This window comes from Streptomyces sp. NPDC002176, assembly GCF_044903645.1.
Lineage (GTDB): Bacteria > Actinomycetota > Actinomycetes > Streptomycetales > Streptomycetaceae > Streptomyces.
The window spans coordinates 47,080-73,769 of record NZ_JBJDQW010000005.1; the positions used below are offsets into that span (position 1 = coordinate 47,080).

General features: G+C 72.0%; 24 protein-coding genes. 11 read left to right on the forward strand and 13 right to left on the reverse strand.

The window, feature by feature from the left end; all coding sequences use genetic code 11:
- Window positions 1–27 precede the first annotated feature (27 nt).
- A complete protein-coding gene (locus ACI2LY_RS23015; RefSeq protein WP_404708819.1) occupies window positions 28–1,377 on the reverse strand; it encodes a hypothetical protein in 1,350 nt (449 codons plus the stop codon).
- A 95-nt stretch (window positions 1,378–1,472) separates the two neighbouring features.
- Complete coding sequence (locus tag ACI2LY_RS23020; protein ID WP_404708820.1) at window positions 1,473–2,603, reverse strand: alpha/beta hydrolase; 1,131 nt, start codon at window positions 2,601–2,603, stop codon at window positions 1,473–1,475.
- A gap of 221 nt (window positions 2,604–2,824) precedes the next feature.
- Here ACI2LY_RS23020 and ACI2LY_RS23025 point away from each other — a divergent pair, with 221 nt between their 5' ends.
- The 6 genes from ACI2LY_RS23025 (at window position 2,825) to ACI2LY_RS23050 (ending at window position 7,981) form a co-directional block, all read left to right on the forward strand.
- Entirely contained in the window at window positions 2,825–4,639 is a 1,815-nt protein-coding gene (locus ACI2LY_RS23025) for a phosphatidylglycerol lysyltransferase domain-containing protein (RefSeq protein WP_404708821.1), read from the forward strand.
- Between the two features lie 138 nt (window positions 4,640–4,777).
- Window positions 4,778–5,671 carry a dihydropteroate synthase gene (gene folP / locus ACI2LY_RS23030; RefSeq protein WP_404708822.1) on the forward strand — a complete coding sequence of 298 codons (894 nt, stop codon included), beginning with the start codon at window positions 4,778–4,780 and terminating at the stop codon, window positions 5,669–5,671.
- Window positions 5,668–6,207 carry a nuclear transport factor 2 family protein gene (locus ACI2LY_RS23035; protein WP_393913007.1) on the forward strand — a complete coding sequence of 180 codons (540 nt, stop codon included), beginning with the start codon at window positions 5,668–5,670 and terminating at the stop codon, window positions 6,205–6,207. Before folP ends, ACI2LY_RS23035 begins: the two co-directional genes overlap by 4 nt.
- A gap of 260 nt (window positions 6,208–6,467) precedes the next feature.
- Complete coding sequence (gene folB, locus ACI2LY_RS23040; protein ID WP_030811277.1) at window positions 6,468–6,827, forward strand: dihydroneopterin aldolase; 360 nt, start codon at window positions 6,468–6,470, stop codon at window positions 6,825–6,827.
- Window positions 6,824–7,435 carry a 2-amino-4-hydroxy-6-hydroxymethyldihydropteridine diphosphokinase gene (gene folK, locus ACI2LY_RS23045; protein WP_393593845.1) on the forward strand — a complete coding sequence of 204 codons (612 nt, stop codon included), beginning with the start codon at window positions 6,824–6,826 and terminating at the stop codon, window positions 7,433–7,435. The genes folB and folK overlap by 4 nt, the downstream gene beginning before the upstream one ends.
- 57 nt (window positions 7,436–7,492) lie before the next feature.
- On the forward strand, window positions 7,493–7,981 hold the full coding sequence (locus ACI2LY_RS23050) for a DUF3180 domain-containing protein (protein ID WP_389004342.1): 489 nt from the start codon (window positions 7,493–7,495) through the stop codon (window positions 7,979–7,981).
- 27 nt (window positions 7,982–8,008) lie between these two features.
- On the opposite strand, the gene folE is transcribed toward ACI2LY_RS23050, so the two are convergent.
- From folE to dacB, 6 genes are all read right to left on the reverse strand, one after another.
- The gene (gene folE, locus ACI2LY_RS23055) at window positions 8,009–8,614 is read right to left on the reverse strand and encodes a GTP cyclohydrolase I FolE (protein WP_389004340.1); all 606 of its coding nucleotides are present in this window, start codon (window positions 8,612–8,614) and stop codon (window positions 8,009–8,011) included.
- Between the two features lie 111 nt (window positions 8,615–8,725).
- Complete coding sequence (gene ftsH, locus ACI2LY_RS23060; protein ID WP_404708823.1) at window positions 8,726–10,765, reverse strand: ATP-dependent zinc metalloprotease FtsH; 2,040 nt, start codon at window positions 10,763–10,765, stop codon at window positions 8,726–8,728.
- 194 nt (window positions 10,766–10,959) lie between these two features.
- Window positions 10,960–11,520 carry a hypoxanthine phosphoribosyltransferase gene (hpt, locus tag ACI2LY_RS23065; protein ID WP_030811294.1) on the reverse strand — a complete coding sequence of 187 codons (561 nt, stop codon included), beginning with the start codon at window positions 11,518–11,520 and terminating at the stop codon, window positions 10,960–10,962.
- An 86-nt stretch (window positions 11,521–11,606) separates the two neighbouring features.
- Window positions 11,607–12,704: a tRNA lysidine(34) synthetase TilS gene (tilS, locus tag ACI2LY_RS23070; protein ID WP_389004336.1), complete on the reverse strand. Its 1,098-nt coding sequence runs from the start codon at window positions 12,702–12,704 to the stop codon at window positions 11,607–11,609.
- Between the two features lie 202 nt (window positions 12,705–12,906).
- Complete coding sequence (locus tag ACI2LY_RS23075) at window positions 12,907–14,043, reverse strand: zinc-dependent metalloprotease (protein ID WP_404708824.1); 1,137 nt, start codon at window positions 14,041–14,043, stop codon at window positions 12,907–12,909.
- Window positions 14,044–14,370: 327 nt separating this feature from the next.
- Window positions 14,371–15,981 carry a D-alanyl-D-alanine carboxypeptidase/D-alanyl-D-alanine-endopeptidase gene (gene dacB, locus ACI2LY_RS23080; protein WP_404708825.1) on the reverse strand — a complete coding sequence of 537 codons (1,611 nt, stop codon included), beginning with the start codon at window positions 15,979–15,981 and terminating at the stop codon, window positions 14,371–14,373.
- Window positions 15,982–16,045: 64 nt separating this feature from the next.
- Here dacB and ACI2LY_RS23085 point away from each other — a divergent pair, with 64 nt between their 5' ends.
- Together ACI2LY_RS23085 and ACI2LY_RS23090 are read left to right on the forward strand one after the other, a co-directional pair.
- On the forward strand, window positions 16,046–16,537 hold the full coding sequence (locus ACI2LY_RS23085) for an inorganic diphosphatase (protein WP_031182757.1): 492 nt from the start codon (window positions 16,046–16,048) through the stop codon (window positions 16,535–16,537).
- Between the two features lie 117 nt (window positions 16,538–16,654).
- Window positions 16,655–18,316, forward strand: coding sequence for a threonine/serine exporter ThrE family protein (locus ACI2LY_RS23090; RefSeq protein ID WP_404708826.1), 1,662 nt, complete (start codon window positions 16,655–16,657; stop codon window positions 18,314–18,316).
- Window positions 18,317–18,337: 21 nt separating this feature from the next.
- Here ACI2LY_RS23090 and ACI2LY_RS23095 read toward each other — a convergent pair whose 3' ends face one another.
- Window positions 18,338–19,363, reverse strand: coding sequence for a DedA family protein (locus ACI2LY_RS23095; RefSeq protein WP_404708827.1), 1,026 nt, complete (start codon window positions 19,361–19,363; stop codon window positions 18,338–18,340).
- A 150-nt stretch (window positions 19,364–19,513) separates the two neighbouring features.
- Between ACI2LY_RS23095 and ACI2LY_RS23100 the strand changes: the two genes are divergently transcribed.
- On the forward strand, window positions 19,514–19,879 hold the full coding sequence (locus ACI2LY_RS23100; protein WP_355190106.1) for a YbjQ family protein: 366 nt from the start codon (window positions 19,514–19,516) through the stop codon (window positions 19,877–19,879).
- 18 nt (window positions 19,880–19,897) lie between these two features.
- Here the strand turns inward: ACI2LY_RS23100 and ACI2LY_RS23105 are convergent, their stop codons facing one another.
- Window positions 19,898–20,659, reverse strand: a complete 762-nt coding sequence (locus ACI2LY_RS23105; RefSeq protein ID WP_404708828.1) for a MerR family transcriptional regulator — start codon at window positions 20,657–20,659, stop codon at window positions 19,898–19,900.
- Between the two features lie 121 nt (window positions 20,660–20,780).
- Between ACI2LY_RS23105 and ACI2LY_RS23110 the strand changes: the two genes are divergently transcribed.
- Together ACI2LY_RS23110 and ACI2LY_RS23115 are read left to right on the forward strand one after the other, a co-directional pair.
- On the forward strand, window positions 20,781–22,067 hold the full coding sequence (locus ACI2LY_RS23110) for an ion channel protein (RefSeq protein WP_404708829.1): 1,287 nt from the start codon (window positions 20,781–20,783) through the stop codon (window positions 22,065–22,067).
- Between the two features lie 25 nt (window positions 22,068–22,092).
- Window positions 22,093–23,496 carry a glutamate decarboxylase gene (locus tag ACI2LY_RS23115; RefSeq protein ID WP_404708830.1) on the forward strand — a complete coding sequence of 468 codons (1,404 nt, stop codon included), beginning with the start codon at window positions 22,093–22,095 and terminating at the stop codon, window positions 23,494–23,496.
- 5 nt (window positions 23,497–23,501) lie between these two features.
- Here ACI2LY_RS23115 and ACI2LY_RS23120 read toward each other — a convergent pair whose 3' ends face one another.
- The 3 genes from ACI2LY_RS23120 to ACI2LY_RS23130 form a co-directional block, all read right to left on the reverse strand.
- Window positions 23,502–24,053, reverse strand: coding sequence for a DinB family protein (locus tag ACI2LY_RS23120; protein WP_389004318.1), 552 nt, complete (start codon window positions 24,051–24,053; stop codon window positions 23,502–23,504).
- A gap of 137 nt (window positions 24,054–24,190) precedes the next feature.
- Window positions 24,191–25,651, reverse strand: coding sequence for an aldehyde dehydrogenase family protein (locus ACI2LY_RS23125; protein WP_404708831.1), 1,461 nt, complete (start codon window positions 25,649–25,651; stop codon window positions 24,191–24,193).
- A gap of 114 nt (window positions 25,652–25,765) precedes the next feature.
- The gene (locus ACI2LY_RS23130) at window positions 25,766–26,590 is read right to left on the reverse strand and encodes a helix-turn-helix domain-containing protein (protein WP_404709175.1); all 825 of its coding nucleotides are present in this window, start codon (window positions 26,588–26,590) and stop codon (window positions 25,766–25,768) included.
- Window positions 26,591–26,690: the final 100 nt, after the last annotated feature.

The window sequence follows — 26,690 nt, forward strand, 5'->3', positions numbered from 1 at the left end:
GGCGACCGGGGAAACCGGCGGCGTGGGTCAGTAGGCCGCGCTGCGCAGCCGCTCCACGTCGATGTGCTCGGTCTCGTCGTGCGCGGTGAGGTCGATGACCTGGCCGACGTCGTACACACCCGCGGGCTTGTAGCCGGACTCGGCGTCCGCCTTGTGCAGCGCGATGGCCTCCTGCCCGACCACGTCGGCCAGGTCCTCGTTGCGCACGTCCATCTCCTCCGACGGGTCCTTCTGCGTCCCGAAGAAGTCGAACCCGCCCTCGACCAGCGGGCGCCGGGCGGGCGCGGCCGGTACGACGGCGACGGCGGTCGGCACGGTGAAGTGCCCGGCGGGGCGCTGCCCGGCGGACTGGGCGGGCACGATCGCCGTCCCGGTGGTCTCCGGGTCCGGGGTGTGCGCCTGCGCCTCCTGCGGGGCCGTCTCGTCCGGGGTGGTGTGCGCCTCGGTCACTTCCCCTTCGGCGTCCACGGGTCCCAGGCCCTCGGCGTCCGCCTCGGGTCGCGCAGCGGGCTCAGTGGACCCGGCGGGCGCGGCGGAGTCGAGGGAGTCGCCGGGACGGATGGAGTCGGTGGAGTCGGTGGGACCGGTGGTGTCGTCGGCCTCGGGGCCCTCGCTGTCCGGGGCTCCTTTGGCAACGGCCTCCGCCTCGGTCTCCGCAGCGTCGGTCTCCGCAGCTTCGGTCTCTGCGGTCCCAGCCGCCTCGACCGTCCCGCTCGCGCCGGTCTCCGGCTCGTCGGCCTCCGGTTCCCCGGTCGCCCCCGCCAGCCGGGCCAGCGCGGTCGCGGCCTTCCGGAACAGCTCCGCCTGCCCGGCCGGGACGGCCGCCGCGGGCTCCGCCACCGGAGTCCCGACGATCTCCTCGGCGAGGGCCGTGTCCTCCGCGCTCGGCGCGGGCGGCAGCGCGGGGGTGCCGGATTCCGGGGCCGCCTCGATCTCCAGCAGCCGCCGCCCCTCCAGGGCGGTGGCGCGCTCGGTCTCCGCGGTGGCGTACCGGCGCAGCAGGGCGGCGTGTTCGTTGCGCAGCCCGGCCAGTTCGGCGCGCTTGGCCCGCAGCCGCCCCTCCAGCTTGGCGCGCAGCTCGCGCGACTCCTCCAGGTCGGTCTCCAGTTCGGCGACCCGTTCGTCGTACCGCCACTCGTCGCTGGCCCGCGCGCGCGTCAGCTCGGCGACCTGCTTGCCCGCCTGCGTGTCCCACTGGCGCATCACGGCCGCGCCGCCGACCGCGGTGAGCGCGGCGAGGGCGGCGAGGGCGCGCAGCACACCGAGGTCGGAGAACACCCAGGAGGTCAGCGCGCAGATGACGGCGACACCGGCGATCGCGGAGGGAGGCAACAGCCGGTGCAGAGGCGGGGAATGGCGGTGGCGTCCACGTGGCATGGCCAGAAACTTACCGCGCGTAGGCGCCTCATGGACCCCCGAGGCGCAAAAACCCGGCCATGCCAAGGGCTTCACGGGGTTTCAGCACCCCGCGCTCAACGGTCGCTGAGCTGCCCGCTGAGCCACTGGAGGGCGGGCGGGATCTCGCGCCGCCAGGTGTTGAAGTTGTGGCCGCCGCTGTCGAGGATGATGGAGGAGATCCTGGTCCGGCCGGTGGCGCGCACCTCCTTCACGAACTTGAGGGTGTCCCGGTAGTTCTGCTCGCCGACCCTGCTGCTGGTGACGAGCAGCGAGGTGTCGGGCGCCGGTTCGTGCGCGAGCAGCCAGTGCAGATCGGCGTGATCACGCAGGTTGCGGTCACCGTGGAAGAGGTCGCCCGTGGTGGGGTCGATGGGCGCGGTGTAGTACGCCGACAGCCCGGCGCCCGCCGCGTAGACGCCGGGGTGGCGCATGGCGAGCTTCAGGGCGCAGTAGCCGCCGGTGGAGTCGCCGATGATGCCCCAGCTTCCGGGGCGGGCTCCGGCCCGGTAGTGCGCGAGGACGGCCTCGGGGAGGTCCTTGGCGAAGAAGGTCTCCGTCTGCGGGCCCCGGGGGATGTCCACGCACTCGGTGTCGCGCGGGGGCGCCACGGTGGGCCGCATCATCACCAGGATCATCGGCTGCGCCCGCCCGTCCTTGGCCAGGCCCCGCGCGACGGCCGGGTACTTGAGCTTGGTGACGAGGGCCTGCGCGGTGCCGGGGTAGCCGGTCAGCACCACCGAGACGGGGAACGTACGGGTGCGGAACCGGGGCTGGAAGTACTCCGGCGGCAGATAGACGTAGGCCGGGGTGGCGATGCGGGAGACCCGGCCGACGATGTCGACCTTCTGGACCTGGCCCACCATCGAGGACCGCGAACCACCATCGCCCGGCGGGGACTTGATGTCGACCACCCGGAGCGGGCCGCCCGCGCCGGTGGTGACGGCCGACTGGTCGACGAGGACACCCTGTTCGGTCTCCCGGCCGAGCAGGTCGTCCCAGCCCGCGTAGAAACCGAAGGTCTGGTTGGCGGCCACCCCCAGGGAGCAGATGAGCGCCAACTGGGTGGCGAGCAGCAGGCCCACCCGGCCGCCCAGCGCACGCCAGCCGCGCCGGGCCAGCCGCGGCCACAGCCACAGCGTGACCCCGAACAGCACCACGGCGACCGCCACCGCCAGCACCAGAAGTGAGTTGCTCGTGAGACCCATGACTGTCCCTGCCTGCGCTTTCCGCCTCGGGCACCGTGTCGCGGCACGGATTTGCCCCAGGCTTTCCTTGACCTTTGACCCGACTTTCCGGAGCGGGAGGAACCTGTCTCCCCAAGACACCGTCCTAGAGGGCGCAATGTCACCGGATGCCCGATCGGCACCGGGTATCAAGGTCTCTCGCAGAACTACGGGATGCGATGTCTGTCAGGATAGATGGGGAATTGTCAGGCGGGGTTCCGCGGGCTTCGAACCGGGCGCGGCGCATACTGCGCGGCCCGCGTCCCGAGGCCGTCCCCACCCTGATGGGCCGGGCGTGCGCTCTCGTCGGCCTGCTCGACATCGGCGCGGGGGTGTTCCCGCGTTTCCGTCACAGCCGTATGCACGCCCTCGCCGAGGCCCTTCCCGGCTCCTTCGGGCCGTTCGCGGCCGCCCTCTCGCTCAGCGCGGGCGTGCTGCTGCTCCTGCTCGCACACGGGCTGAAACGTCGCAAGCGCCGCGCCTGGCGGGCCGCCGTCGCCCTGCTGCCCGCGGGCGCGGTCGCCGAGTTCGTGTACCGGCACTCGCTGCTGGGGGTGCTCATCTCGGTCGCGCTCCTGGTGCCGCTGCTGCGCCACCGCGCCGAGTTCGGCGCGCTGCCCGACCCGCGCAGCCGCTGGCGGGCCCTGGCCAACTTCGTCCTCATGAGCGCCGGTTCCCTCGTCCTCGGACTGGTCATCGTCAGCGTCCACCCCGAGCGGACCCTCGGCGACCCGAGCCTGGCCGATCGGCTGACCCATGTCGTCTACGGCCTGTTCGGCTTCGAGGGGCCCGTCGACTACCAGGGCAGCACCTCCTGGACGGTCGCCTTCTCGCTCGGCGCCCTCGGCTGGCTCACCGCCGTCACCACCAGCTACCTCGCGTTCCGGCCCGAACACCCCGCCGCCCGCCTCACCGAGGAGGACGAGGCGCGGCTGCGCGCCCTGCTGGACCGGCACGGCCGCCGCGACTCCCTCGGCCACTTCGCGCTGCGCCGGGACAAGGCCGTCGTCTTCTCCCCCAGCGGCAAGGCCGCCGTCACCTACCGCGTCGTCTCCGGCGTGATGCTCGCCAGCGGCGACCCCATCGGCGACGTGGAGGCATGGCCCGGCGCCATCGAGCGCTTCATGGACGAGGCCAAGGCCCACTCCTGGACCCCCGCCGTCATGGGCTGCTCGGAGACCGGCGGCGAGGTGTGGACCCGGGAGACCGGCCTGGACGCCCTGGAGCTGGGCGACGAGGCGGTGGTCGACGTGGCGGATTTCTCCCTCGCCGGACGCGCGATGCGCAATGTGCGCCAGATGGTCAAGCGCATCGAGCGGGCCGGCTACGAGACCCGCGTCCGGCGCGTCCGTGACCTCTCCGGCGCCGAGCTGGAGCGCGTCCAGCGGGCCGCCGAGGACTGGCGCGGCACCGACAACGAACGCGGCTTCTCCATGGCACTCGGCCGCATCGGCGACCCCGCCGACGGCGACTGCCTGATCGCCACCGCCCACAAGCAGGACGACACCCCGGGCCCCTACGGCGACCTGAAGGCGGTCCTGCACTTCGTGCCCTGGGGCGAGGACGGCGCCTCGCTCGACCTGATGCGCCGCGACCGGCTGGCCGACCCCGGCATGAACGAACTCCTCATCGTCGCCGCCCTCCAGGCCGCACCCAAGTTCGGCATCACCCGGGTCTCGCTCAACTTCGCCATGTTCCGCTCCGCCCTCGCGCGCGGCGAGAAGATCGGCGCCGGGCCGGTGCTGCGGGCCTGGCGGGGGCTGCTGGTGTTCCTCTCCCGCTGGTTCCAGATCGAGTCGCTGTACAAGTTCAACGCCAAGTTCCAGCCCCGCTGGGAACCCCGCTTCGTGGTCTACCGGAACTCCTCCGACCTGCCCCGCATCGGCTTCGCCGCCATGCAGGCGGAGGGCTTCGTCGACCTCGCGCTGCCCCTGCCGCGCTTCCTGCGGCGCCGCCGGAACGCCGCCGCCCGGCCCTGCGCGCACGGCTCCCACGAGCACGGCGTACGGGCGGCCTGACCCGGCCGGACCAATCCCGCGCAGCTCGCGCGGACCGGCCCGCAGGCCCCGGACCGCCTTGCCGAGGCGGTCCGGAAGGGGCCCTTCCGTCCGGACCCGGGCACATTCGGCGTGCCGCTCGGGGCCTACGCTGAACGTATGAAGAACCTCAGCGGGCGCGGCGAAGTGGCGGGTCTTCCGACGTGGGACCGCTGTGCGGTCATGGGCGTCGTCAACGTCACCCCCGACTCCTTCTCCGACGGCGGCCGCTGGTTCGACACCACGTCGGCCGTCAAGCACGGGCTCGACCTCGCGGCCGAGGGCGCCGATCTGGTCGACGTCGGCGGCGAGTCCACCCGGCCCGGCGCCTCCCGCGTCGACGAGGCCGAGGAACTGCGCCGCGTGGTCCCCGTCGTGCGCGGACTCGCGGCCGAGGGCGTCACCGTCTCCGTGGACACCATGCGCGCCCGCGTCGCCGAGGAGGCCCTCGCGGCGGGCGCCGTCCTGGTCAACGACGTCAGCGGCGGCCTCGCCGACCCCGGCATGCTGCCCGTGGTCGCCGCCACCGGCGCCCCCTTCGTGGTGATGCACTGGCGCGGCCTCCTGGAGGGCGGCAACGTCCGGGGCGTCTACGAGGACGTCGTCACCGAGGTCTGCGACGAGCTGCACGCGCGCGTGGAAGCCGTCCTCGCGGCGGGCGTCGCCCCGGACCGCGTCGTCATCGACCCCGGCCTCGGCTTCTCCAAGGAGGCGGAGCACGACCTCGCGCTCCTCGCCCACCTCGACCGGCTGCGCGCCCTCGGCCACCCGCTCCTGGTCGCCGCCTCCCGCAAACGCTTCCTCGGCCACGTCCTGGCCGGCCCCGAGGGCGCCGCCCCGCCCGCCCGCGAACGCGACGCCGCCACCGCCGCCGTCTCCGCCCTGGCCGCCCGGGCGGGCGCCTGGGCCGTCCGCGTCCACGAGGTCCGCGCCACGGCGGACGCGGTACGCGTGGCCCGCGCGATAGAGGGCGCCCGCACCGATACCCCGTCCCTCACGGGGGACGCCCGGTGAGCGCCGCGGACGTCGATGTCGAAGAGGTGTCGGCCGCGAACACCTCCTACTACGAGGCGATGGAGCGCGGCGACTTCGAGGAAGTGGCCGGGCTCTGGCTCGCCCCCGCCGACCTGGGCGTCGACGAGGAGTACCACGACCCCGCCGACACCGGGGTCGTCTCCTGCGTCCACCCCGGCTGGCCGGTGCTCACCGGGCGCGGCGAGGTGCTGAGGTCGTACGCGCTGATCATGGCGAACACCGACTACATCCAGTTCTTCCTCACTGACGTGCATGTTTCCGTCACCGGAAACACCGCGCTGGTGAGCTGCACCGAGAACATCCTCAGCGGCGGGCCCGCGCCCGAGGAGGGCGAGGAGCTGGGGCCGCTGGTCGGGCAGCTCGTCGTCGCCACCAATGTGTTCCGGCGCACCTCCGAGGGCTGGAAGCTGTGGTCCCACCACGCCTCCCCGGTCCTCGCCACGGCCGACGAGGACGAGGAGGACGACGAGGGCGGCGACCAGGGCGTCGGCCCCGACGACGGCACGCTCGCCTGACCCAGGGCCCCGGCCGAAAGAAGCCCGACGCCCCCGGGACGTGGTTGGAATCACCTTCGCCGGGGTAAGTGCGGCTACCAGTCGACGGCACGACCGGTTCCCCCTGGGCAAACACCCGGTGAACCCTCCCGGTACCGGTGCCGGGCCACACCCCCGTGGCCCGGCCGTGTCCGTGCGCGCAGGTAGATTCGTCCAGGGCCGGTGGGCCGCCCGAGTGCGGCAGCGACCGGCCGTTCCCGACGATTGCAGGAGTGATTCGCGTGGATCGTGTCGCGCTGCGGGGCCTGAAGGCCCGCGGGCACCACGGGGTGTTCCCCAAGGAACGCGAGGAGGGCCAGACCTTCATCGTGGATCTCGTCCTGGGCCTGGACACCCGCCCCGCCGCCGCGGACGACGACCTCACGAAGACCGTGCACTACGGCATCGTGGCCGAGGAGGCGGTGGCCGTGGTCGAGGGCGAGCCGGTCAACCTCATCGAGACCCTCGCCGAGCGGATCGCCCAGACCTGCCTGAAGCACGAGGGGGTCCAGGAGATCGAGGTGTGCGTCCACAAGCCGGACGCCCCGATCACCGTCCCCTTCGACGACGTGACCGTCACGATCCTCCGGAGCCGAGCATGACCCGCCCCTTCACCAAGGGTCACAGCGACCCGACCGTCCAGCCGGTACCCGCGTCCGTCGTCCAGCAGGTCGACGACGCCGACTCCACCCTGCACAACCCCCAGCGGGCCGTGCTCTCCCTCGGCTCCAACCTCGGCAACCGCCTGGAGACCCTCCAGGGCGCCGTGGACGCGCTGGAGGACACACCGGGCGTCCGCGTCAAGGCCGTCTCCCCGGTGTACGAGACCGCGCCGTGGGGCGTCGACCCCGGCAGCCAGCCCTCCTACCTCAACGCGGTCGTGGTCCTGAAGACCACCCTGCCCCCGTCCTCCCTGCTGGAGCGGGCGCACGCCGTAGAGGAGGCGTTCCACCGGGTCCGCGACGAGCAGTGGGGCCCGCGCACCCTGGACGTCGACATCGTCTCCTACGCCGACGTCACCTCCGAGGACCCCCGGCTCACCCTCCCCCACCCGCGCGCCCACCAGCGGGCCTTCGTCCTCGCCCCCTGGCACGACGTGGACCCCGCCGCCGAGCTGCCCGGCCAGGGCGCGGTGGCCCAGCTGCTGTCGGCCGTCACCCGCGAGGGGGTCGCGCCCCGCGCGGATCTGGAACTCCGACTGCCCGAGTAGTCGTTAAGGTCGACACGACCACGGCCCGCACGGGTCCGGGGGAGCTGAAGGGACACCGTGAAACAGCTGCGCATCAGGGTGCTGGCGGGCGTGTTCGTCGTCGCCGCAGTCCTGTCCTGGGCGGGCGCCCGCCTGTGGAACTCGTTCGGGACCCTGCCCGGCGTACCGGTGGCCGCGCCCATCGTGCTCGCCCTGATCGCCGTGGTCCTGTTCGCCACCGCGCTCTCGCTGCGCGGCCGCTTCAAGGCCCAGCGCGAGCGCCGCTCCGACGCCAAGGGCGTCGACCCGATGATGGCCGCCCGCGCGGTCGTCTTCGGCCACGCCAGCGCCCTGGTCGCCGCCCTGGTCAGCGGCGTCTACGGCGGCACGGGCGTCCTCCTGCTGGAGCTCCTCGACATCCCCGCCCGCCGCGACCAGGCCATCTACGCCGGTTTCGCGGTCCTGGCCGGCTTCGCCGTCATAGCGGCCGCCATCCTCCTCGAACGCGTCTGCCGCCTCCCCGAGGACGACGACACCCCACCCACCGGCACGGAACCGGCGGCCTAAGGGCCGCCGGGCCCCTGGGGGGTGCGGTCAGCGCGCCATGATGAGGCTCATCGCCTCGTTGCGGGTCGTCGCGTCCCGCAGCTGACCGCGCACCGCCGAGGTGATCGTCTTCGCGCCCGGCTTGCGGATGCCGCGCATGGACATGCACATGTGCTCGCACTCGATGACGACGATCACGCCGCGCGGCTCGAGTATCTCCATCAGCGAGTCCGCGATCTGCGTGGTCAGCCGCTCCTGCACCTGCGGGCGGCGCGCGTACACGTCCACCAGCCGGGCGAGCTTCGACAGTCCGGTGATCTTCCCCGTGACCGAGGGGATGTAACCCACGTGCGCCACGCCCCGGAACGGGACCAGATGATGTTCGCAGGTGCTATATACCTCGATGTCCTTCACCAGGACCATCTCGTCGTGACCGAGGTCGAACGTCGTCGTCAGCACGTCCTCCGCCCGCTGCCGGAGCCCCGCGAAGATCTCCCGGTAGGCCCGTGCCACCCGTGCCGGGGTTTCCAGGAGGCCCTCGCGGTCGGGGTCCTCGCCGACGGCTATGAGGAGCTCTCGGACGGCGTTCTCGGCGCGTTTCTCGTCGAACTCGCCGATGGTGCCGTCTCCGGCCAGCGTCACGGGGTCGGTCATGTGGTGCCTCGTTCCTGTGCGTCCAGCGCGCGGACATGGTGAAATGCCGCGCCCCCCAGGCTAGAACCCGGGGGGCGCGGCATGCATTCCGGCCAGGTGGCCGCGGGAGCGTCAGCTCTCGGGACGGTCCTCGGGGGTCTGCTCCGGGACCGGGCCGTGCTCGGTCGTCGTGGACTTGACCGTGCTGATCGCGGGCGTCACGCCGTTGGCCCCGTTGGTCAGTGCCAGCTCCTTGGGGGAGAGCACCGGCGGGCGGGTGGACGGCGTACGGCGCGAGGAGCCGGTCCAGGCCGGACGCGGCGGGCGCTTGTGGATCGACGAGAAGATCTCGGCGATCTCCTCCTTGCCCAGGGTCTCCTTCTCCAGGAGGGCCAGGACCAGGTTGTCGAGCACGTCACGGTTCTCGACCAGGATCTCCCACGCCTCGTTGTGCGCGGTCTCGATGAGCTTCTTGACCTCTTCGTCGACCAGCCCGGCGACCTCTTCCGAGTAGTCGCGCTGGTGGCCCATCTCACGGCCGAGGAAGGGCTCGCTGTTGTCGCCGCCGAACTTGATGGCGCCGAGCCGCTCGGTCATGCCGTACTGGGTGACCATCGCGCGGGCCACGCTGGTGGCCTTCTCGATGTCGTTGGCGGCGCCGGTGGTCGGGTCGTGGAAGACCAGTTCCTCGGCGGCGCGTCCGCCCAGCATGTAGGCGAGCTGGTCGAGCATCTCGTTGCGCGTGGTCGAGTACTTGTCCTCGTCCGGGAGCACCATCGTGTAGCCCAGGGCGCGGCCCCGCGACAGGATGGTGATCTTGTGGACGGGGTCGGAGTTCGGCGAGGCCGCCGCGACCAGGGCGTGTCCGCCCTCGTGGTACGCGGTGATCTTCTTCTCCTTGTCCGACATGATCCGGGTCCGCTTCTGCGGGCCCGCGACCACACGGTCGATCGCCTCGTCCAGCGCCTTGTTGTCGATCAGCTTCTGGTCACCGCGGGCGGTGAGCAGCGCGGCCTCGTTGAGCACGTTGGCCAGGTCGGCGCCGGTCATGCCGGGGGTCCGGCGGGCGACGGCGGCCAGGTCGACGTCGGGCGCGACCGGCTTGCCCTTCTGGTGGACCTTGAGGATCTCCAGGCGGCCCTGGAGGTCCGGCGGGTCGACCGCGATCTGCCGGTCGAAACGACCGGGACGCAGCAGGGCCGGGTCGAGGATGTCGGGCCGGTTCGTGGCGGCGATCAGGATGACGCCGCCCTTCACGTCGAAGCCGTCCATCTCGACCAGCAGCTGGTTCAGCGTCTGCTCGCGCTCGTCGTGACCGCCGCCGAGCCCGGCACCACGGTGCCGGCCGACCGCGTCGATCTCGTCGACGAAGACGATCGCCGGGGCGTTCGCCTTGGCCTGCTCGAACAGGTCACGGACCCGGGAGGCACCGACACCGACGAACATCTCGACGAAGTCGGAACCGGAGATCGAGTAGAAGGGCACCCCGGCCTCGCCCGCGACGGCGCGCGCCAGCAGGGTCTTGCCGGTACCCGGGCGGCCGTACAGCAGCACACCCTTGGGGATCTTGGCGCCGACGGCCTGGAACTTGGCCGGCTCCTGGAGGAACTCCTTGATCTCGTGGAGCTCCTCGACGGCCTCTTCGCAGCCCGCGACGTCGGAGAAGGTGGTCTTCGGCGTGTCCTTGGTGATGAGCTTCGCCTTGGACTTGCCGAAGTTCATGACCCGCGAACCACCGCCCTGCATCTGATTCATCAGGAACAGGAACACGACCACGATCAGGACGAAGGGCAGCAGCGAGAGCAGCACGCCGACGAACGGGCTCTGCTTCGCCGGAGAGACGGTGTATCCCTCGGTGATCTGCTTGTCCTGGAACTTGGTCTGCAGGGTCTGGGCGAGTGCCACACCCTGGTCGCCGATGTAGCTCGCCTGGATCTTCGAGCTGTCCTTGACCTTGACGCCGTCCTTGAGCGTGACCTTGATGGTCTGCTCGTCACCGGTGGTGAGCTTGGCCGACTTGATCTTGTTGTCGTTGATCGCCGCCACGACCTGGCCGGTGTCCACCGTCTTGTAGCCGCCGGAATTGCCGACGACCTGCATCAACACGACCACGGCAAGGACGGCCAGCACGATCCACATGACCGGCCCACGGAAGTATCGCTTCACGTCCATCCATACGGAGCGGTGACGCCCCGTCCCTCCTGCCACAGTGAGTTTGATAAGACAGTTCTTCTGACGGTACCCCAGCCTCGACGTCCGCAGCCGCACTCGGCGGTCCGGACGGACCACGGCCCGTCTTCCAATGCTCCAACGTCGCGGAGCCCGCCGGGGTTCCCGATCTTCCCCGGCGGTATGGCCCGCTCGGGTCAGCCGCCGTAGACGTGGGGCGCGAGCGTACCGACGAACGGGAGGTTGCGGTACTTCTCGGCGTAGTCGAGGCCGTAGCCGACGACGAACTCGTTCGGGATGTCGAAGCCGACCCACTCCACGTCGATGGAGACCTTGGCGGCGTCCGGCTTGCGCAGCAGCGTGCACACCTTCAGGGAGGCGGGTTCACGCGAGCCGAGGTTGTTGATCAGCCAGGACAGGGTCAGCCCGGAGTCGATGATGTCCTCGACGATCAGGACGTGCCGGCCCTTGATGTCGGTGTCGAGGTCCTTGAGGATGCGGACGACACCGGAGGACTGGGTGCCCGCGCCGTAGGAGGACACGGCCATCCAGTCCATCGTGACGGGGGTGGACAGCGCGCGCGCCAGGTCCGCCATCACCATGACGGCGCCCTTGAGGACACCGACGATCAGCAGGTCCTTGCCCGCGTACTCCGCGTCGATCTTCGCGGCCAGCTCGGCCAGCTTCGCGTCGATCTCTTCCTTGGTGATGAGCACCCGCTGGAGGTCGGCACCCATGTCTTTCGCGTCCACCCGCATCACTTTCGGTCGTCCCGCACTTATGGCCGCGCCGGCGGCCACCGGCAGGCCCGGCCCTTCGGAGTCGGGCTCCGGGGGTCGGGATTTCAGCCTTGCCGAATCACCAGTCTGCCACCCTGCCGCCGGGCGCCGACCTTGCCCGGCAGATTGATGGCTCCCTGGCCGCGCCAGGCGGTGATCAGGCGGTCCATCTCCTCGATGTGCCGGGCGAAGAGCGAACCGGCTGGGGCACCGGCCTCGATGGCGGCCCGGCGCAGCACGCGGCGGCGGACGGCGGGGGGCAGCGCGTAGAGCTTGGCGCACTCCAGCTCGCCCTCCGCGTCGCGTACGGAGGACTCGGCCTGGCCCGCCCAGGCGTCCAGGGCGTCGGCGTCGTCGCGGGAGAGCTGGGCGGTGCGGGCGAGCGCCTCCACGACGCCCTTGCCGAGCGCCTTCTCCAGCGCGGGCAGGCCCTCGTGGCGCAGCCGGGACCGGGTGTAGGCGGGGTCGGTGTTGTGCGGGTCGTCCCAGACGGGCAGGGACTGGACCAGGCATGCCTTGCGGGCGGTCTGCCGGTCCAGCTGGAGGAACGGGCGCCGGTAGCGGCCGTCGGCCCCCGAGACCGCGGCCATGCCGGACAGGGAGCGGATGCCGGAGCCGCGGGCGAGGCCGAGCAGGACGGTCTCGGCCTGGTCGTCGCGGGTGTGGCCGAGCAGGACGGCGGCGGCGCCGTGGCGTTCGGCGGCGGCGTCCAGGGCGGCGTACCGGGCGTCGCGGGCGGCCGCCTCGGGGCCGCCGTCGCGGCCCACGGTGACGGCGACGGACTCGACGGGGGCGAGGCCGAGTTCGCGCATCCTCAAGGCGACCTCGTCGGCGCGCAGGGCGGAGCCGGGCTGGAGGCCGTGGTCGACGGTGACGCCGCCCGCGCGCAGGCCGAGGCGGGGGGCCTCGAAGGCGAGGGCGGAGGCGAGCGCCATGGAGTCGGCGCCGCCGGAGCAGGCGACGAGCACGAGCGGGGCGGTGGCGGGGGCGGGGCCCCGGTGGCGCTGCGCGGTGCCCGGGCCGCCCGGGCCGGTGGTGCGGCGGGCGACGGCCACGGAGCCGTGGCCGGTGGTGCCGTGCTCGGCGGCCTGGCCGGTGGCGATGTCGTGGAGGACGCGGCGGACCGCCAGGCGTATCGCCGCGACCGCGGGATGGGGACCCATGTCCGGTTCCCTTCATGAAGTTTCGGGGGACGAGCCCGAAGTCCGGTCACTCAGAGTGCGTCGATGGTGACAGAAGCGGGCCCTTCCCCGAGCATTGCACGCCTACGCATGGCTGACGGTCCCTCGGACGGGTGATTGAGGGGGCGTTCGTCTGCCGTGCGCCGGATGTGTGACACGGTGTCCCGCTCGGTCAGGGCTCGGGTCAGGGCTCCGTCGTGCGGTGCACGCGCGCGACCCAGCCGGCCGGGTCGGAGATCTCGGCCTTGGTGGGCAGCGTGTTGGGCGAGGTCCACACCCGGTTGAAGCCGTCCATGCCGACCTCGCCGACGACCGCGCGGACGAAGCGCTCGCCGTCGCGGTACTGGCGCAGCTTGGCGTCGAGCCCGAGGAGCTTGCGCAGCGCGAGGTCGAGGCGGGAGGCGCCCTTGGCGCGGCGCTGCTGGAACTTCTCGCGGATCTCGGCGACGCTCGGCACGACCTCGGGGCCGACGCCGTCCATGACGAAGTCGGCGTGGCCCTCCAGCAGGGACATGACGGCGGTGAGGCGGCCGAGGATCTCCCGCTGGGCCGGGGTCTGCACCAGCTCCACCAGCGAGCGTCCGCCGTCCTCCTGCTCCCCCTCGGGGCGGCCCCCAGCGAGCGACTGGGCGGCGTCGCGGATGCGTTCGAGGAACGTCATCGGGTCGACGTCGGTCTCCGCGAGGAACGCCTGGATCTCGCCCTCCAGGTGGTCGCGGAGCCAGGGCACGGCGGTGAACTGGGTGCGGTGGGTCTCCTCGTGCAGGCACACCCAGAGTCGGAAGTCGTGGGGGTCGACGTCGAGTTCGCGCTCGACGTGGACGATGTTCGGCGCGACGAGCAGCAGCCTGCCGCCGCCGGGGGTGGTCCCTGACGGGAGGTCGGGGGCGGCCGGGGCGAAGGTCTCGTACTGGCCGAGGACGCGGGAGGACAGGAACGACAGCAGCATGCCGAGTTCGACGCCGGTCACCTTGCCGCCGACGGCGCCGAGGACGGCGTTGCCCGCTCCGGGGCCGCGCCGCTCCTGCATCTTGTCGAGCAGGGGCTTGAGCAGTTCGCGGAAGCCCGCGACGTTGGCCCGCACCCAGCCGGGCCGGTCGACGACCAGTACCGGGGTGTCGTGGACGTCCCCGGTGCCCATGCGGGTGAAGCTCCGGACGTGTTCCTCGGAGACCTTGGCGTGTCGGCGCAGTTCCGCGACGACCGCCCTGGCCTCGTCCCTGCTGATCTCCGGCCCCGGCCGCACGAGCCGCGTCGCGGTCGCCACCGCGAGGTTCCAGTCGACCATCCCCTGAGAAGCGGTGCCACCGAAGCTCGTCATGCGTCAACGGTACGTGAGCCCCCGCCCTCCGGGGAGTCCGTCGGGCGGGCCGGAGGAGACGCCTGCGGCGGCGGGCTTCCGGCGGACACGGACGCCGGTGTCCGCGGGACGAACCCGCGCCCGCACCGCGCGGCGTGCCCGACCGCCCCGGCCCGGCAGGCCGACAGGCACCGGCGGCGCCGCGGCCCGGGCGCCGGGGCGCCTGGTGTCCGCCGGGCTCCACGGCCCGCCGCCCCTGGCAGTTCCCGCGCGGACCCCCACTCCGTCGGCAGCACCCGGGCGCGGGTCGGGGTGCCGCCCGGCCGGGTCCCGTCGAACCGCCGGAGGCTAGCCGCAGCCGCAGCCGGCCAGGGTCGTGGCCGTGCGGTCCAGGGCCGACTGGGCCGACTGGGGGTCGGTGGTGCCGGAGGTGAGGATGGCGAAGGAGAGCAGGCGGCCGTCCTTGGTGACGACCGTCCCGGCCAGGGAGTTGACGCCGGTCAGGGTGCCGGTCTTGGCGCGGACGACCCCGGCGGCGCCGCCGTCGGCGTAGCGCTCGGCGAGGGTGCCGGTGAACCCGCCGACGGGCAGGCCGGTGAGGACCGGGCGCAGGCCGGGCCGGGCGGGGTCGGCGGCGGTGGCGAGCAGGGAGGTCAGGAGGTCGGCGGTGAGCCGGTCGTTCCGGTCCAAGCCGCTGCCGTCGTGGAAGGAGGCGCCGCGCATCGGCAGCCCGAGCTTGGTCAGCCGGGCGGCGACGGCCTTGGCGCCGCCCGCGAAGCTGCCGGGCTGCCCGGAGGCGAGGGCGGTCTGCCGGGCCAGTGCCTCGGCGATGTCGTTGTCGCTGTTGGTGAGCATCCGCTCGACCACGTCGGACAGCGGGGGCGAGGAGACGGTGGCGAGGGTCGTCGCGCGGGAGGTGGCCTTGGAGGGGCCGGGCGGGGTGGCGGTGACGCCCGCCTCCTTCAGCAGGCCCGCGAAGGTGCGGGCGGCCTCGGCGGCCGGGTCGGCCACGCGGGTCACCGGCCCGCTGCCGGAGCCGTCGGTGCGGCCCTCGTCGGCGGTGAGGGGGGTGACCTCGGCGAGGTTGTCGTTGACGCCGATCGGGTGCCGGGAAGGGCCGGAGTACAGGGTCGTGTCGTAGGACAGCGTGACCTTCTCGACGCCGCGCTTCTTCAGCGCGGCGGCGGTGCCGGTGGCCAGGGTGCGCAGGCTGGCCCAGCCGCCGCTCGCCTTGTGGGCGGTGAGGGTGGGGTCGCCGCCGCCGACCAGGACGAGTTCGCCGGTGTCGGGGTCGAGCGCGGTGCGGGTGGTGAGGCGGTGGTCGGGGCCGAGCGCGGACAGCGCGGCCACGGCGGTGGCGATCTTGGTGGTGGAGGCGGGGGTGAACGCCTGGCCCGGGTGGGCGCCGTACAGGCGGGTGCCGGTGGCCACGTCCACGACGGCCGCGGCCTGGCCGTCGCCGAGGGCGGGGTCGGCCAGCAGGGGGCCCAGGACGCCCGCGATGCCGCTCGGCGGGACCTTGCCGGACGTGGCGGGCTCCGCGGCCGCGCCGAGCGCGCGCAGCACGGGCGGAGCGCTGGGGACGGTGTCGGGACCGCCCGCCCGGACGCCGCCGCCGTCGTGATCTGTGCCACGTGCGAGCGTGAGGGCGACCGCGCGGTCCCGCTCCGCCGTACGCTGACCCGCGCCGTCGAAGGGACCGGCGACGGCCACGGCGCCGACGGCCAGCGCCACTCCGGCGGTGGCCGCCGAGGCGGTGAACCACCCGGTCCGAGAGGGCCTGGGGCCGGACCGGCCGGGTCCGGGAAGCGGGGCGGACGTCAACCGCGCGAGACGCGGTTTCACGACGGACGCCGCGTGCGCCAGACTCGGTCGTAGGGCGTCCGCGAGCCGCTTCACACGCGGTCTCGTGGACCGCAAAGGTCCCAGCTCCGGCACGACCACCAGCCCCTTTCGCATCCACACTCCTGCGTGAGGGACACTTAACCACCAGAACTGTGCGCTGATCATGGAGGAGTCACCGGTGGAGTTCGACGTCACGATCGAGATCCCGAAGGGTTCGCGGAACAAGTACGAGGTGGACCACGAGACCGGTCGGATCCGCCTGGACCGTCGCCTCTTCACCTCGACCGCCTACCCGACCGACTACGGATTCGTCGAGAACACGCTCGGCGAGGACGGCGACCCGCTGGACGCCCTCGTCATCCTGGACGAGCCGACCTTCCCGGGCTGCCTGATCAAGTGCCGCGCGATCGGCATGTTCCGGATGACGGACGAGGCGGGCGGCGACGACAAGCTGCTGTGCGTCCCGGCCACCGACCCCCGGGTGGAGCACCTGCGCGACATCCACCACGTGTCGGAGTTCGACCGCCTGGAGATCCAGCACTTCTTCGAGGTCTACAAGGACCTGGAGCCCGGCAAGTCGGTCGAGGGCGCCAACTGGGTGGGCCGCCAGGAGGCCGAGGCGGAGATCGAGCGCTCGTACAAGCGCCTGGAGGAGCAGGGCGGTCACTGACCTGCCCTTCCTCGGCGAGCGGGCCGTGTCACCCCGGTGGGGGTGGTGCGGCCCGCTCGTGGTTTCACGCGCATACTGAGGCGTAATCGGAAGGTGCCATTCAGGGAGCGGTGCGAGGTGTCGGAGGCGGAGGACCGCAAGCCCCGGTCGGACGAGGCGCGGGCCTCGTACGACCCGGAGATCACGTCCGAGTTCGCCATTCCGGAGGGACTCGCGGTCGCCAGGACGGGCGGCGAGTCGGAGACGACGTCCGAGTTCTCGCTGCCCAGGGGGCTGGAGGGGGCGGCGCAGGCGGAGGCCGAGCCGGAGGGCTCGGCGTTCAACATGCCGCACACGTACAGCGTCAAGGACGCCCCGGCCGCGTTCACCCCCGCGACGGGCGTCCCGATGATCACGCTGATCACGGACGCGCCCTGGCAGGACCGGATGCGCACGATGCTGCGCATGCCGGTGGCCGAGCGTCCGGCGCTGGAGCCGGTGGTGCGCTCCGAGGACGAGGGCCCCGCGGTCCCGCGTGTGCTCGACCTGACCCTGCGTATCGGCGAGTTGCTGCTCGCGGGCGGTGAGGGCGCGGAGGACGTGGAGGCCGCGATGTTCGCGGTGTGCCGGTCCTACGGGCTGGACCGCTGCGAGCCGACGGTGACCTTCACGCTGCTGTCGATCACCCATCAGCCCTCCCTGGTGGAGGACCCGGTGACGGCGTCCCGGACGGTCCGCAGGCGCGGCACCGACTACACCCGGCTGGCGGCCGTCTTCCGGCTGGTGGACGACCTCACGGACGCCGAGGCGCATGTCTCCCTGGAGGAGGCGTACGGCCGACTGGCGGAGATGCGCCGTAACCGGCACCCCTACCCCGGCTGGGCGCTGACCCTGGCGAGCGGGCTGCTGGCGGGTGCGGCCTCGGTGCTGGTCGGCGGTGACGTGATCGTGTTCATCGCGGCGGCGCTGGGCGCGATGCTGGGCGACCGGCTGGCGTGGCTGTGCGCGGGGCGCGGGCTGCCGGAGTTCTACCAGTTCACGGTGGCGGCGATGCCGCCCGCCGCGATCGGGGTGGCGTTCTCGCTGGCGCACGTCGACGTGAAGGCGTCCGCGGTGATCACCGGTGGACTGTTCGCGCTGCTGCCGGGAAGAGCCCTGGTGGCGGGCGTGCAGGACGGTCTGACGGGCTTCTACATCACCGCCGCGGCCCGGCTGCTGGAGGTCATGTACTTCTTCGTCGGCATCGTCATCGGCGTGCTGACGATCCTGTACTTCGGGGTGCAGATCGGCGGCCAGCTGAACCCGGACGCGCTGATGAACATCCAGTCCCGGCCGGTGCTGCAGATCCTGGCGTCCATGGTGCTGTCGCTGACCTTCGCGGTGCTGCTCCAGCAGGAGCGCTCCACCGTGCTGTGGGTGACGCTCAACGGCGGTGTCGCCTGGTCGGTGTACGGCGCGCTGCACTACACCGCGAACATCTCGCCGGTGGCGTCCACGGCGGTGGCGGCCGGTCTGGTGGGCCTGTTCGGGCAGTTGCTGTCGCGGTACCAGTTCGCGTCCGCGCTGCCCTTCACCACGGCCGCGATCGGCCCGCTGCTGCCCGGTTCGGCCACGTACTTCGGTCTGCTGTCCATCGCGCAGAGCGAGGTGGACAAGGGGCTGGTGTCGCTGGCCAAGGCCGTGTCGCTGGCCATGGCCATCGCCATCGGGGTGAACCTGGGTGCCGAGATCTCCCGGCTCACCCTGCGGATCGGCTCCGCGGGCAAGCGCCGGGCGGCCAAGCGGACCAGGGGCTTCTAAGGGGCCTCTAGGGGTCCCGCCCTACTGGGGGCGGTGGCCGCCCTGGTCGTACCCGTAGGGGTAGGGCTGCTGGGGGTGGGGCGGCTGCTGGTGCTGCTGCGGCTGCTGGGGGTGGCCGTAGCCGTCGTACTGCGGCTGCTGCTGGGGCTGCTGCCCGTAGTACGGGTCCTGCTGGGGCTGCTGGCCGTAGCCGCCCTGGCCCTGGCCGGGGTAGCCCTGGCCGCCCTGGGCCTGGTTGCCGTAGCCCTGCTGCCAGTGCTGCTGCTGGGGCTGGTGCGGGGCGGCCTGCTGCTCGTACGGGCGGCCGTACGGGTCCTCGTGGGGCTGGTCGGGCTCGATGCGGCGGAGCTGGGTGGTGGAGTCGTCCATGGCCGGGGCCTGCGGGTGCTCGTACCCGGACTGCTCGGGGGCCTCCCGCTGCGCGCGCTTGTTCTTGCCGCGGGCCCGCAGGAACTCGATGGCGATCGGGACCACCGAGATCAGGACGATGAGGATGAGCATCGCCTCGATGTTGTCCTTGACGACGCCGATGTTGCCGAGCCAGGAGCCGAGGAGCGTCACCCCGGCGCCCCACAGCACACCGCCGATGACGTTGAAGGTCAGGAACGAGCGGTACCGCATCCCGCTGACGCCCGCGATGATCGGCGTGAAGGTGCGCACGATGGGCACGAAGCGGGCCAGCACCAGCGACTTGGGGCCGTACTTCTCGAAGAACTCGTGCGCCTTGACGACGTTCTCCTGCTTGAACAGGCGCGAGTCGGGCCGGTTGAACAGGGACGGGCCGACCTTCTTGCCGAACATGTAGCCCGCCTGGTCGCCCAGGATCGCGGCGACGCAGATCAGCGCGATGGCGCCCCACAGCGGGAAGTCCAGCGTGCCGGAGGTGATCAGCAGACCGGCGGTGAACAGCAGCGAGTCGCCCGGCAGGAAGAAGCCGATGAGCAGGCCGGACTCGGCGAAGACGATGAGCAGCAGACCCCAGATGCTGTATGTCTGCAGCAGGTAGTTGGGGTCGAGCCAGCTCGGGCCGAGGGCGAGTGTCATCACGGGTCCGGGCTCCTGAGGGGGGAAGAGGGCGGCGACGGCGGCTGCGATGCGTGCGTGGCCGCCCAAAGCTATCAACGCTTCGTGGTCGGCCCAGGTTCCACCGGCCGTCCCAGAATGCACTGTGCGACGACCGGCGCAAAGCTGTGCGTCATGGGACTCGAAGACTACGGCGGCGGCCAGGGGCCCGAGCCGGACGTACTGGTGGTGACCGCGAACGACGTGCCCGGACGCCGGGTGGAGCGGGTGCTCGGCGAGGTCTTCGGCCTCACCGTGCGCTCGCGCCACCTCGGCAGCCAGATCGGCGCCGGACTGAAATCGATGATCGGCGGCGAGCTGAAGGGCCTGACCAAGACCCTGGTCCAGACCCGCAACCAGGCCATGGAGCGCCTGGTCGAGCAGGCCCGCGCCCGGGGCGCCAACGCGGTGCTGGCCTTCCGCTTCGACGTCACCGAGGCGGCCGACCTGGGCACCGAGGTGTGCGCCTACGGGACGGCGGTGGTCCTGGCCCGGGAGTGAGCCAGGACCGGTGCGTGTCTACGCCTCGTGCCGGTCGGCGTTGGCGGCGATGGCCTCGCGCAGATGCTCGGCGAGGCCGTCGCGCGTCGAGTCGTAGAACGCCTTGAAGCGCTCGTCGGCGACGTACATGTCACCCAGACAGCGGTGCATGGCGGGCGGGCAGTCGTAGAACCAGCGGCTGATGTGCAGCCGGTGCTCCTCGGCCAGGTCCAACGCGGCCTGGCCGGTGGGCGCCTCACCGGCGGCCATCAGGGCCGTGTAGCGGCCGGTCCAGTCGTCCACCTCGGCCTGGAGCCGCTTCCAGTCCTCCTTGGTGTAGCGGGCGGCGCGGCGCTGCGACTCGGCATAGGACGCGGTGCCGCCCCAGCGCTGCTCCGCCTCCTCGGCGTACTGCCCGGGGTCCTTGTCCCCGAAGACCTCGAAGCGTTCCTCGGGGGTGAGGTCGATGCCCATCCTGCGTGCCTCCATGGCGTGTTCGACGGCCTCGGCCATCTGCCGCAGCCTCTCGATCCGGGCGGTCAGCAGTTCGTGCTGTCGGCGCAGGTGCGCGCGCGGGTCCGCCGTCGGGTCGTCCAGCAGGACGGCCACCTCGTCCAGCGGAAGGCCCAGTTCCCGGAAGAAGAGGACCCGCTGGAGCCGGTCGAGGTCGGCGTCGGTGTAGCGCCGGTGACCCGCGTGGGTGCGCTCGCCGGGCACCAGCAGCCCGATCTCGTCCCAGTGGTGCAGCGTGCGCACCGTGATCCCGGCGAAACCCGCGACCTGCCCTACGGACCAGCCCACTTCCCGCTCCCTGTCGTCGCCGTGACCGCCCGGACACCACGCTGCCGCCTCACGCCACGTGAGGTGCAAGCCGGATTCCGTTCAGGATGTTGTGTCTGTTGTGTCCGCTTATGGTGATCGCGTGGCCCAGGACACCGCGCGGCAGCCGCCTCCGACCGCTCCCACGGCCCCGGCACGTGCGCTGCTGCCGCTGATCCTGCCCTCCGTGACGGTGGGGATCGCCGCCAGCCTCGTCTTCGTCGGGGTGAGCACGGCGGCCGAGAAGCTCCAGCACGTGCTGTGGGGGCCGCTGCCGGACGCGCTGGGGGTGGGCCGGTACTCGGTGCTGTGGATGTTCGTGATGCTCTTCGCCACCGGTGTCGCGGTCGGCCTGGTGGTGTGGAAGGTCCCCGGTCACGCCGGGCCCGACCCGGCCACCCTCGGCCTGGACGCGCCGGTGTTGCCGCCGGTGGTGCTGCCGGGGCTGGTGCTCGCGGTGGGGCTGATGCTGGCGGGCGGGCCGAGCCTCGGCCCGGAGAACCCGATCATCGCGGTCAACGTCGGCCTGGCCATGTGGCTCGGGCAGAAGCTGGTGCCCAGGGCGCCGGACTCGCTGTGGCCGGTGCTGGCGGAGGCGGCCACCATCGGGGCGCTGTTCGGCACGCCGGTAGCGGCGGCGCTGGTGATCTCCGAGGCGCTGGCCGGGCGCCCGCTGCGCGGACGGCTCTGGGACAACCTCTTCGCCCCGCTGACCGCCGCCGCGTGCGGTGCCATCACCACCACGCTGGTCGCCCGCCCCACCTTCGACCTGGGCCTGCCGCCCTTCGGCCATCCCAGCTGGGGCGACGTGGTGGCGGGGCTGGTGATCGCCTCGGCCTCCGCGCTGCTCGGCATGTGCGCGGTCTACGTCTTCCCCTACGTGCACGCCGCCTTCCGTCGGCTGCGGCACCCGATGCTGATGCTGCCCGCGGGCGGTCTGGTGCTGGGCGCGCTGGCGGCCGCGGGCGGGCATCTGACGCTGTTCAAGGGGCTCACCGAGGTCGGGGAGCTGGCGCGGGACCCCGACGGCTGGTCGGCGGGCCAGTTCGCGGTGATGGCGGTGGTGAAGCTGGCGGCGCTGGTGGTGGCGGCCTCCTGCGGATTCCGGGGCGGCCGGATCTTCCCGGCCGTGTTCATCGGGGCCGCGCTGGGCCTGTGCGCGCACGCGCTGGTCCCGGCCGCGCAGCCCGCAGTCGCGGTGGCCACCGGGGTGCTGGGCATGCTGCTGGCGATCACCCGGCAGGGCTGGGTCTCCCTGTTCACGGCCGCCGCCCTGGTCGCCTCGCCCGGCGTGCTCGCCCTGCTGTGCATCGCCTCGCTGCCCGCGTGGCTGCTGGTGACCGGGCGGCCGCAGATGCAGTTGCGCGCGGACGGTACCCCGCTCCGCTGAACTCTCCCTGATGGAGGCATGGTCCATGGCGCTGCACCGAGGTTCCAGGAAGCACACAGAACGTCACATATCCGTCAATCCGTTCTTCGGGGACGCCGACCCCGTCAGCGGGATGACCGAGGCCCCGCCCACCCACCGGATGCCGGAGCAGCCACTGGCCCCGGCGACGGCGTACCAGGTGGTGCACGACGAACTCATGCTGGACGGCAACGCCCGGCTGAACCTGGCCACCTTCGTCACCACCTGGATGGAGCCGCAGGCCGGGGTGCTGATGGCGGAGTGCCTGGACAAGAACATGATCGACAAGGACGAGTACCCGCGCACCGCCGAGCTGGAGCGGCGCTGCGTGGCGATCCTCGCCGACCTGTGGAACGCCCCCGACCCCTCGGCCGTGGTCGGCTGCTCCACCACCGGCTCCAGCGAGGCGTGCATGCTCGCCGGGATGGCGCTCAAGCGCCGCTGGTCCAAGCGGAACGCCGACCGGTATCCGGGGGCCCGCCCGAACCTGGTGATGGGCGTCAACGTCCAGGTCTGCTGGGACAAGTTCTGCGACTTCTGGGAGGTCGAGCCCCGGCTCGTCCCCATGGAGGGCGACCGCTTCCACCTCGATCCGCGCGCCGCGGCCGAGCTGTGCGACGAGAACACCATCGGGGTCGTCGGCATCCTCGGCTCCACCTTCGACGGCTCCTACGAGCCCATCGCCGAGCTGTGCGCCGAACTGGACGCCCTGGAGGCGCGTACCGGCCTCGACATCCCCGTCCACGTGGACGGCGCCTCGGGCGCGATGGTCGCCCCCTTCCTGGACGAGGACCTCGTCTGGGACTTCCGCCTCCCGCGCGTGGCCTCGATCAACACCTCCGGCCACAAGTACGGCCTGGTCTACCCGGGTGTCGGCTGGGCGCTGTGGCGGGACACCGAGGCGCTCCCCGAGGAGCTGGTGTTCCGGGTGAACTACCTGGGCGGCGACATGCCCACCTTCGCGCTGAACTTCTCCCGCCCCGGCGCCCAGGTCGCGGCCCAGTACTACACGTTCCTGCGCCTGGGCCGCGAGGGCTACCGCGCGGTGCAGCGCTCCACCCGGAACGTGGCGACCTACCTCGCGGACAAGGTCGAGGCGCTCGGCGACTTCCGCCTGCTGACCCGCGGCGACCAGCTCCCGGTGTTCGCCTTCACCACCGCCGACCACGTCACCGCGTACGACGTGTTCGACGTCTCCCGGCGGCTGCGCGAGTACGGCTGGCTGGTGCCCGCGTACACCTTCCCGCCGGACCGTCAGGATCTCTCCGTGCTGCGGGTGGTGTGCCGCAACGGGTTCTCCCACGACCTGGCCGACCTGTTCCTCGCCGACCTCACCCGGGCCCTGACCGGCCTGCGCCGCCAGCAGGCGCCGACCGGGGACAAGGAGGCGGCCACGGGGTTCCACCACTGAAGCGTCTAGGACGCGGACCGCTGCTGCTCCTCCAGCGCGACCAGCTCGAACGCCGTCTTCCCGTCCAGGGACTCGCGGATGATGTCGGCGTGTCCGGCGTGCCGGGCCGTCTCGCGGATCAGGTGCAGACAGAGCCAGCGCAGCGAGACCGCGCCGTCCGGCGGGAACCAGGGGGCCGAGGGCAGCGGGAAGGTGTCGTCCAGGCTGGGCGCGGAGCGGATCAGCTTCTCCGTCTCCGCGGCCAGCTCCGCCCAGTACGCGAGCTGCCCGGCGACCGTCTCGTCGTCGGTGAGCTGGAAGCACTCCTGCCAGTTCGACTCGTCCCGGTGCACCGCCGGGGGCTCCTGCCGGGCGCGGGCCTGCCACGCCTGCTCGACCTCGGCGACGTGCTTCAGCAGACCGCCCAGGGACAGTTCGCTCGCGCTCGGCCGGGTGCGCGCCTGCTCCTCCGTCACGCCCAGCAGGGCCCGGCGGATGCCGCCGCGCTGCTCTTCCAGAAAGGCCAGCAGTGCCCCGCGCTCGTCGCCCGGCGCCTCGGCTCCCACATGAGTGACCATGACCGTCCGCCTCTTCCTCGGGTCCCGCCGGGGCCGTCCGCCCCGACACCGACGAAGCTACGGGCCATCGAGGTCAGATCCTGTCCTCAATGGCCCGTGACGGCGGAGTTTCTCGCGGCGCGCTTTCTCGCGGCCGCTCAGAACGGGAAGCCGCTGCGCCCGTGCTGCACCGAGATCCACTTGGTGGTGGTGAAGGCTTCGACGGTCGTCTCGCCGTTCAGCCGGCCGAGGCCGGAGTGCTTCTCCCCGCCGAAGGGGACGATCGGCTCGTCGTGCACGGTGCCGTCGTTCACATGGAACATGCCGGTGTCGATCCGCTGCGCGAAGGCCACCCCGCGCTCGATGTCACCGGTGTGGACGGCGCCGCTGAGGCCGTACGGGGTGTCGTTGACGAGGCGGACCGCTTCCTCCTCGCCGTCGAACGGGACGAGGAAGACGACCGGCCCGAAGACCTCCTGCCGCAGCAGCTCCGACCCCTCCGGCACGTCGGTGAGCACGCTGGGCGCGACCAGGTTGCCCTCGACCGGGCCGCGCACCAGGGCCGTCGCCCCCTCCGCGAGCGCCTGCTCGACCACTGCGGAAAGGGCGTTCGCCTGCGTGGAGTTGATGACCGGACCGATGACCGTGGCCGGGTCGCGCGGGTCGCCGACCGGCAGTGAGCGGACCTTGGCGACGAACTTCTCGGTGAACTCCGCCGCGACGGAACGATCCACCAGCACCCGGTTGGCGGCCATGCAGACCTGCCCCTGATGCACGAACCGGCTGAAGACGGCCGCGTCGACCGCGTAGTCGAGGTCCGCGTCGTCCAGCACCACCAGGGCGCTGTTGCCGCCGAGTTCGAGCACCGCGCGCTTGAAGTGGGCCGCGCACACGGTGGCGACATGGCGGCCGGTGCCGTCGGAGCCGGTGAAGGAGATGACGCGGGGCACCGGGTGCTCGAGGAAGGCGTCCCCGATCTCGGCGATGTCGGTGACGACCACGTTGAGCAGCCCGCCGGGCAGGCCCGCGTCCTCGAAGAGCTTGGCGATCAGGGTGCCGCCCGCGATCGGGGTGTTCTGGTGCGGCTTGAGCACCACGCCGTTGCCGAGCGCGAGCGCGGGGGCGACCGACTTCAGCGACAGCAGGAAGGGGAAGTTGAAGGGGCTGATCACGCCCACCACGCCGACCGGGACCCGGTAGAGGCGGTTCTCCTTGCCGTCCAGCGGGGAGGGCAGGATGCGGCCCTCGGGGGCCAGCGCCAGATGGACCGACTCGCGCAGGAACTCCTTGGCGAGGTGGATCTCGAAGCCCGCCTTCACCCGGGTGCCGCCCAGCTCCGCGACGATCAGCTCGGCGATCTCCTCCTCGCGCTCCTGCAGCAGGGCGAGCGCCCGCTCGAAGACCGCGCGACGCGCGTAGGGGCTGATGCGCGCCCATTCCTTCTGGACGCGCTCGGCGGCCCGGTACGCCTGGTCGACCTCGTCGACGGAGGCCACGGTGATCGAGGCCAGCTTCTCGTCGTCGTACGGGTTGAAGTCGATGACGTCCCAGGAGCCGGTGCCCGGCCGCCATTCGCCGTCGATGTACTGCTGGGCGAGGTCGCTGAAAAAGGCCGCCATGTGATCCCTCAATCGTGAGCGTACGGCTGAGTCACGCCAGGTGCTGATCACAGGCCATCGTACTGGTGCGCTACGGAGAGCGAGGAGCGCGCGAGCCCTCAACTCCCTTGCGCGTTACACCCGTTCGGCGAGGGTCGCGATGAGTGCGCGGCTCTCCTCGGGGCCCGGACTGTCCTGCTGGAGCTCCTTGAGGGCGTGCTCGTACTGGGCGACGTCCTCGCGCTTGTCTAGGTAGAGCGCGCTGGTGAGCTGCTCCAGGTAGACCACGTCGGAGAGGTCCGACTCGGGGAAGCTGAGCAGGGTGAAGGCACCGCTCTCCCCAGAGTGTCCGCCGAAGGCGAAGGGCATGACCTGAAGCCGTACGTTGGGCCGCTCGGAGACCTCGATCAGGTGCCTGAGCTGCCCGCGCATGACCTCGCGGTCGCCGTACGGGCGGTGCAGGGCGGCCTCGTCGAGCACGATGTGGAACTCGGGCGCGTGGTCGCCGAGCAGATGCTTCTGCCGCTCCAGGCGCAGCGCCACCCGGCGCTCGACGTCCTCCGCACTGGCGCCGCGCATACCGCGCCGGACGACCGCGCGGGCGTAGTCCTCGGTCTGGAGCAGTCCGTGCACGAACTGCACCTCGTAGACCCTGATGAGGTGCGCGGCACCCTCCAGGCCCACATAGGTGGGGAACCAGCTCGGCAGCACGTCGGAGTAACTGTGCCACCAGCCCGCCACGTTGGCCTCCCGCGCGAGGGAGAGCAGCGCCTCGCGCTCCGCCTCGTCGTCGATGCCGTAGAGCGTCAACAGGTCCTCGACGTCCCTGGTCTTGAAGCTCACCCGGCCCAGTTCCATCCGGCTGATCTTCGATTCGGAGGCGCGGATCGAGTAACCCGCCGCCTCGCGCGTGATCCCCCGAGCCTCACGCAGCCGCCTGAGTTGCGAGCCGAGCAGCATCCGCCGCACCACCGATCCGGGCTCTCCCGCGCTCACGTTCGTCAGCCTCCCCAACCATCCGCAAGTGCCTGAGTCTGCCACTAAAACACTTCAAGCAGTA

Excerpts from the sequence above, each read along its gene's own strand:
- ACI2LY_RS23015 (WP_404708819.1), bottom strand. The coding sequence starts at position 1,377 with ATGCCACGTGGACGCCACCGCCATTCCCCGCCTCTGCACCGGCTGTTG.
- ACI2LY_RS23020 (WP_404708820.1), bottom strand. The coding sequence starts at position 2,603 with ATGGGTCTCACGAGCAACTCACTTCTGGTGCTGGCGGTGGCGGTCGCC.
- folP (WP_404708822.1), top strand. The coding sequence starts at position 4,778 with ATGAAGAACCTCAGCGGGCGCGGCGAAGTGGCGGGTCTTCCGACGTGG.
- folK (WP_393593845.1), top strand. The coding sequence starts at position 6,824 with ATGACCCGCCCCTTCACCAAGGGTCACAGCGACCCGACCGTCCAGCCG.
- folE (WP_389004340.1), bottom strand. The coding sequence starts at position 8,614 with ATGACCGACCCCGTGACGCTGGCCGGAGACGGCACCATCGGCGAGTTC.
- ftsH (WP_404708823.1), bottom strand. The coding sequence starts at position 10,765 with ATGGACGTGAAGCGATACTTCCGTGGGCCGGTCATGTGGATCGTGCTG.
- hpt (WP_030811294.1), bottom strand. The coding sequence starts at position 11,520 with ATGCGGGTGGACGCGAAAGACATGGGTGCCGACCTCCAGCGGGTGCTC.
- tilS (WP_389004336.1), bottom strand. The coding sequence starts at position 12,704 with ATGGGTCCCCATCCCGCGGTCGCGGCGATACGCCTGGCGGTCCGCCGC.
- ACI2LY_RS23075 (WP_404708824.1), bottom strand. The coding sequence starts at position 14,043 with ATGACGAGCTTCGGTGGCACCGCTTCTCAGGGGATGGTCGACTGGAAC.
- dacB (WP_404708825.1), bottom strand. The coding sequence starts at position 15,981 with ATGCGAAAGGGGCTGGTGGTCGTGCCGGAGCTGGGACCTTTGCGGTCC.
- ACI2LY_RS23100 (WP_355190106.1), top strand. The coding sequence starts at position 19,514 with ATGGGACTCGAAGACTACGGCGGCGGCCAGGGGCCCGAGCCGGACGTA.
- ACI2LY_RS23115 (WP_404708830.1), top strand. The coding sequence starts at position 22,093 with ATGGCGCTGCACCGAGGTTCCAGGAAGCACACAGAACGTCACATATCC.
- ACI2LY_RS23120 (WP_389004318.1), bottom strand. The coding sequence starts at position 24,053 with ATGGTCACTCATGTGGGAGCCGAGGCGCCGGGCGACGAGCGCGGGGCA.
- ACI2LY_RS23125 (WP_404708831.1), bottom strand. The coding sequence starts at position 25,651 with ATGGCGGCCTTTTTCAGCGACCTCGCCCAGCAGTACATCGACGGCGAA.
- ACI2LY_RS23130 (WP_404709175.1), bottom strand. The coding sequence starts at position 26,590 with ATGCTGCTCGGCTCGCAACTCAGGCGGCTGCGTGAGGCTCGGGGGATC.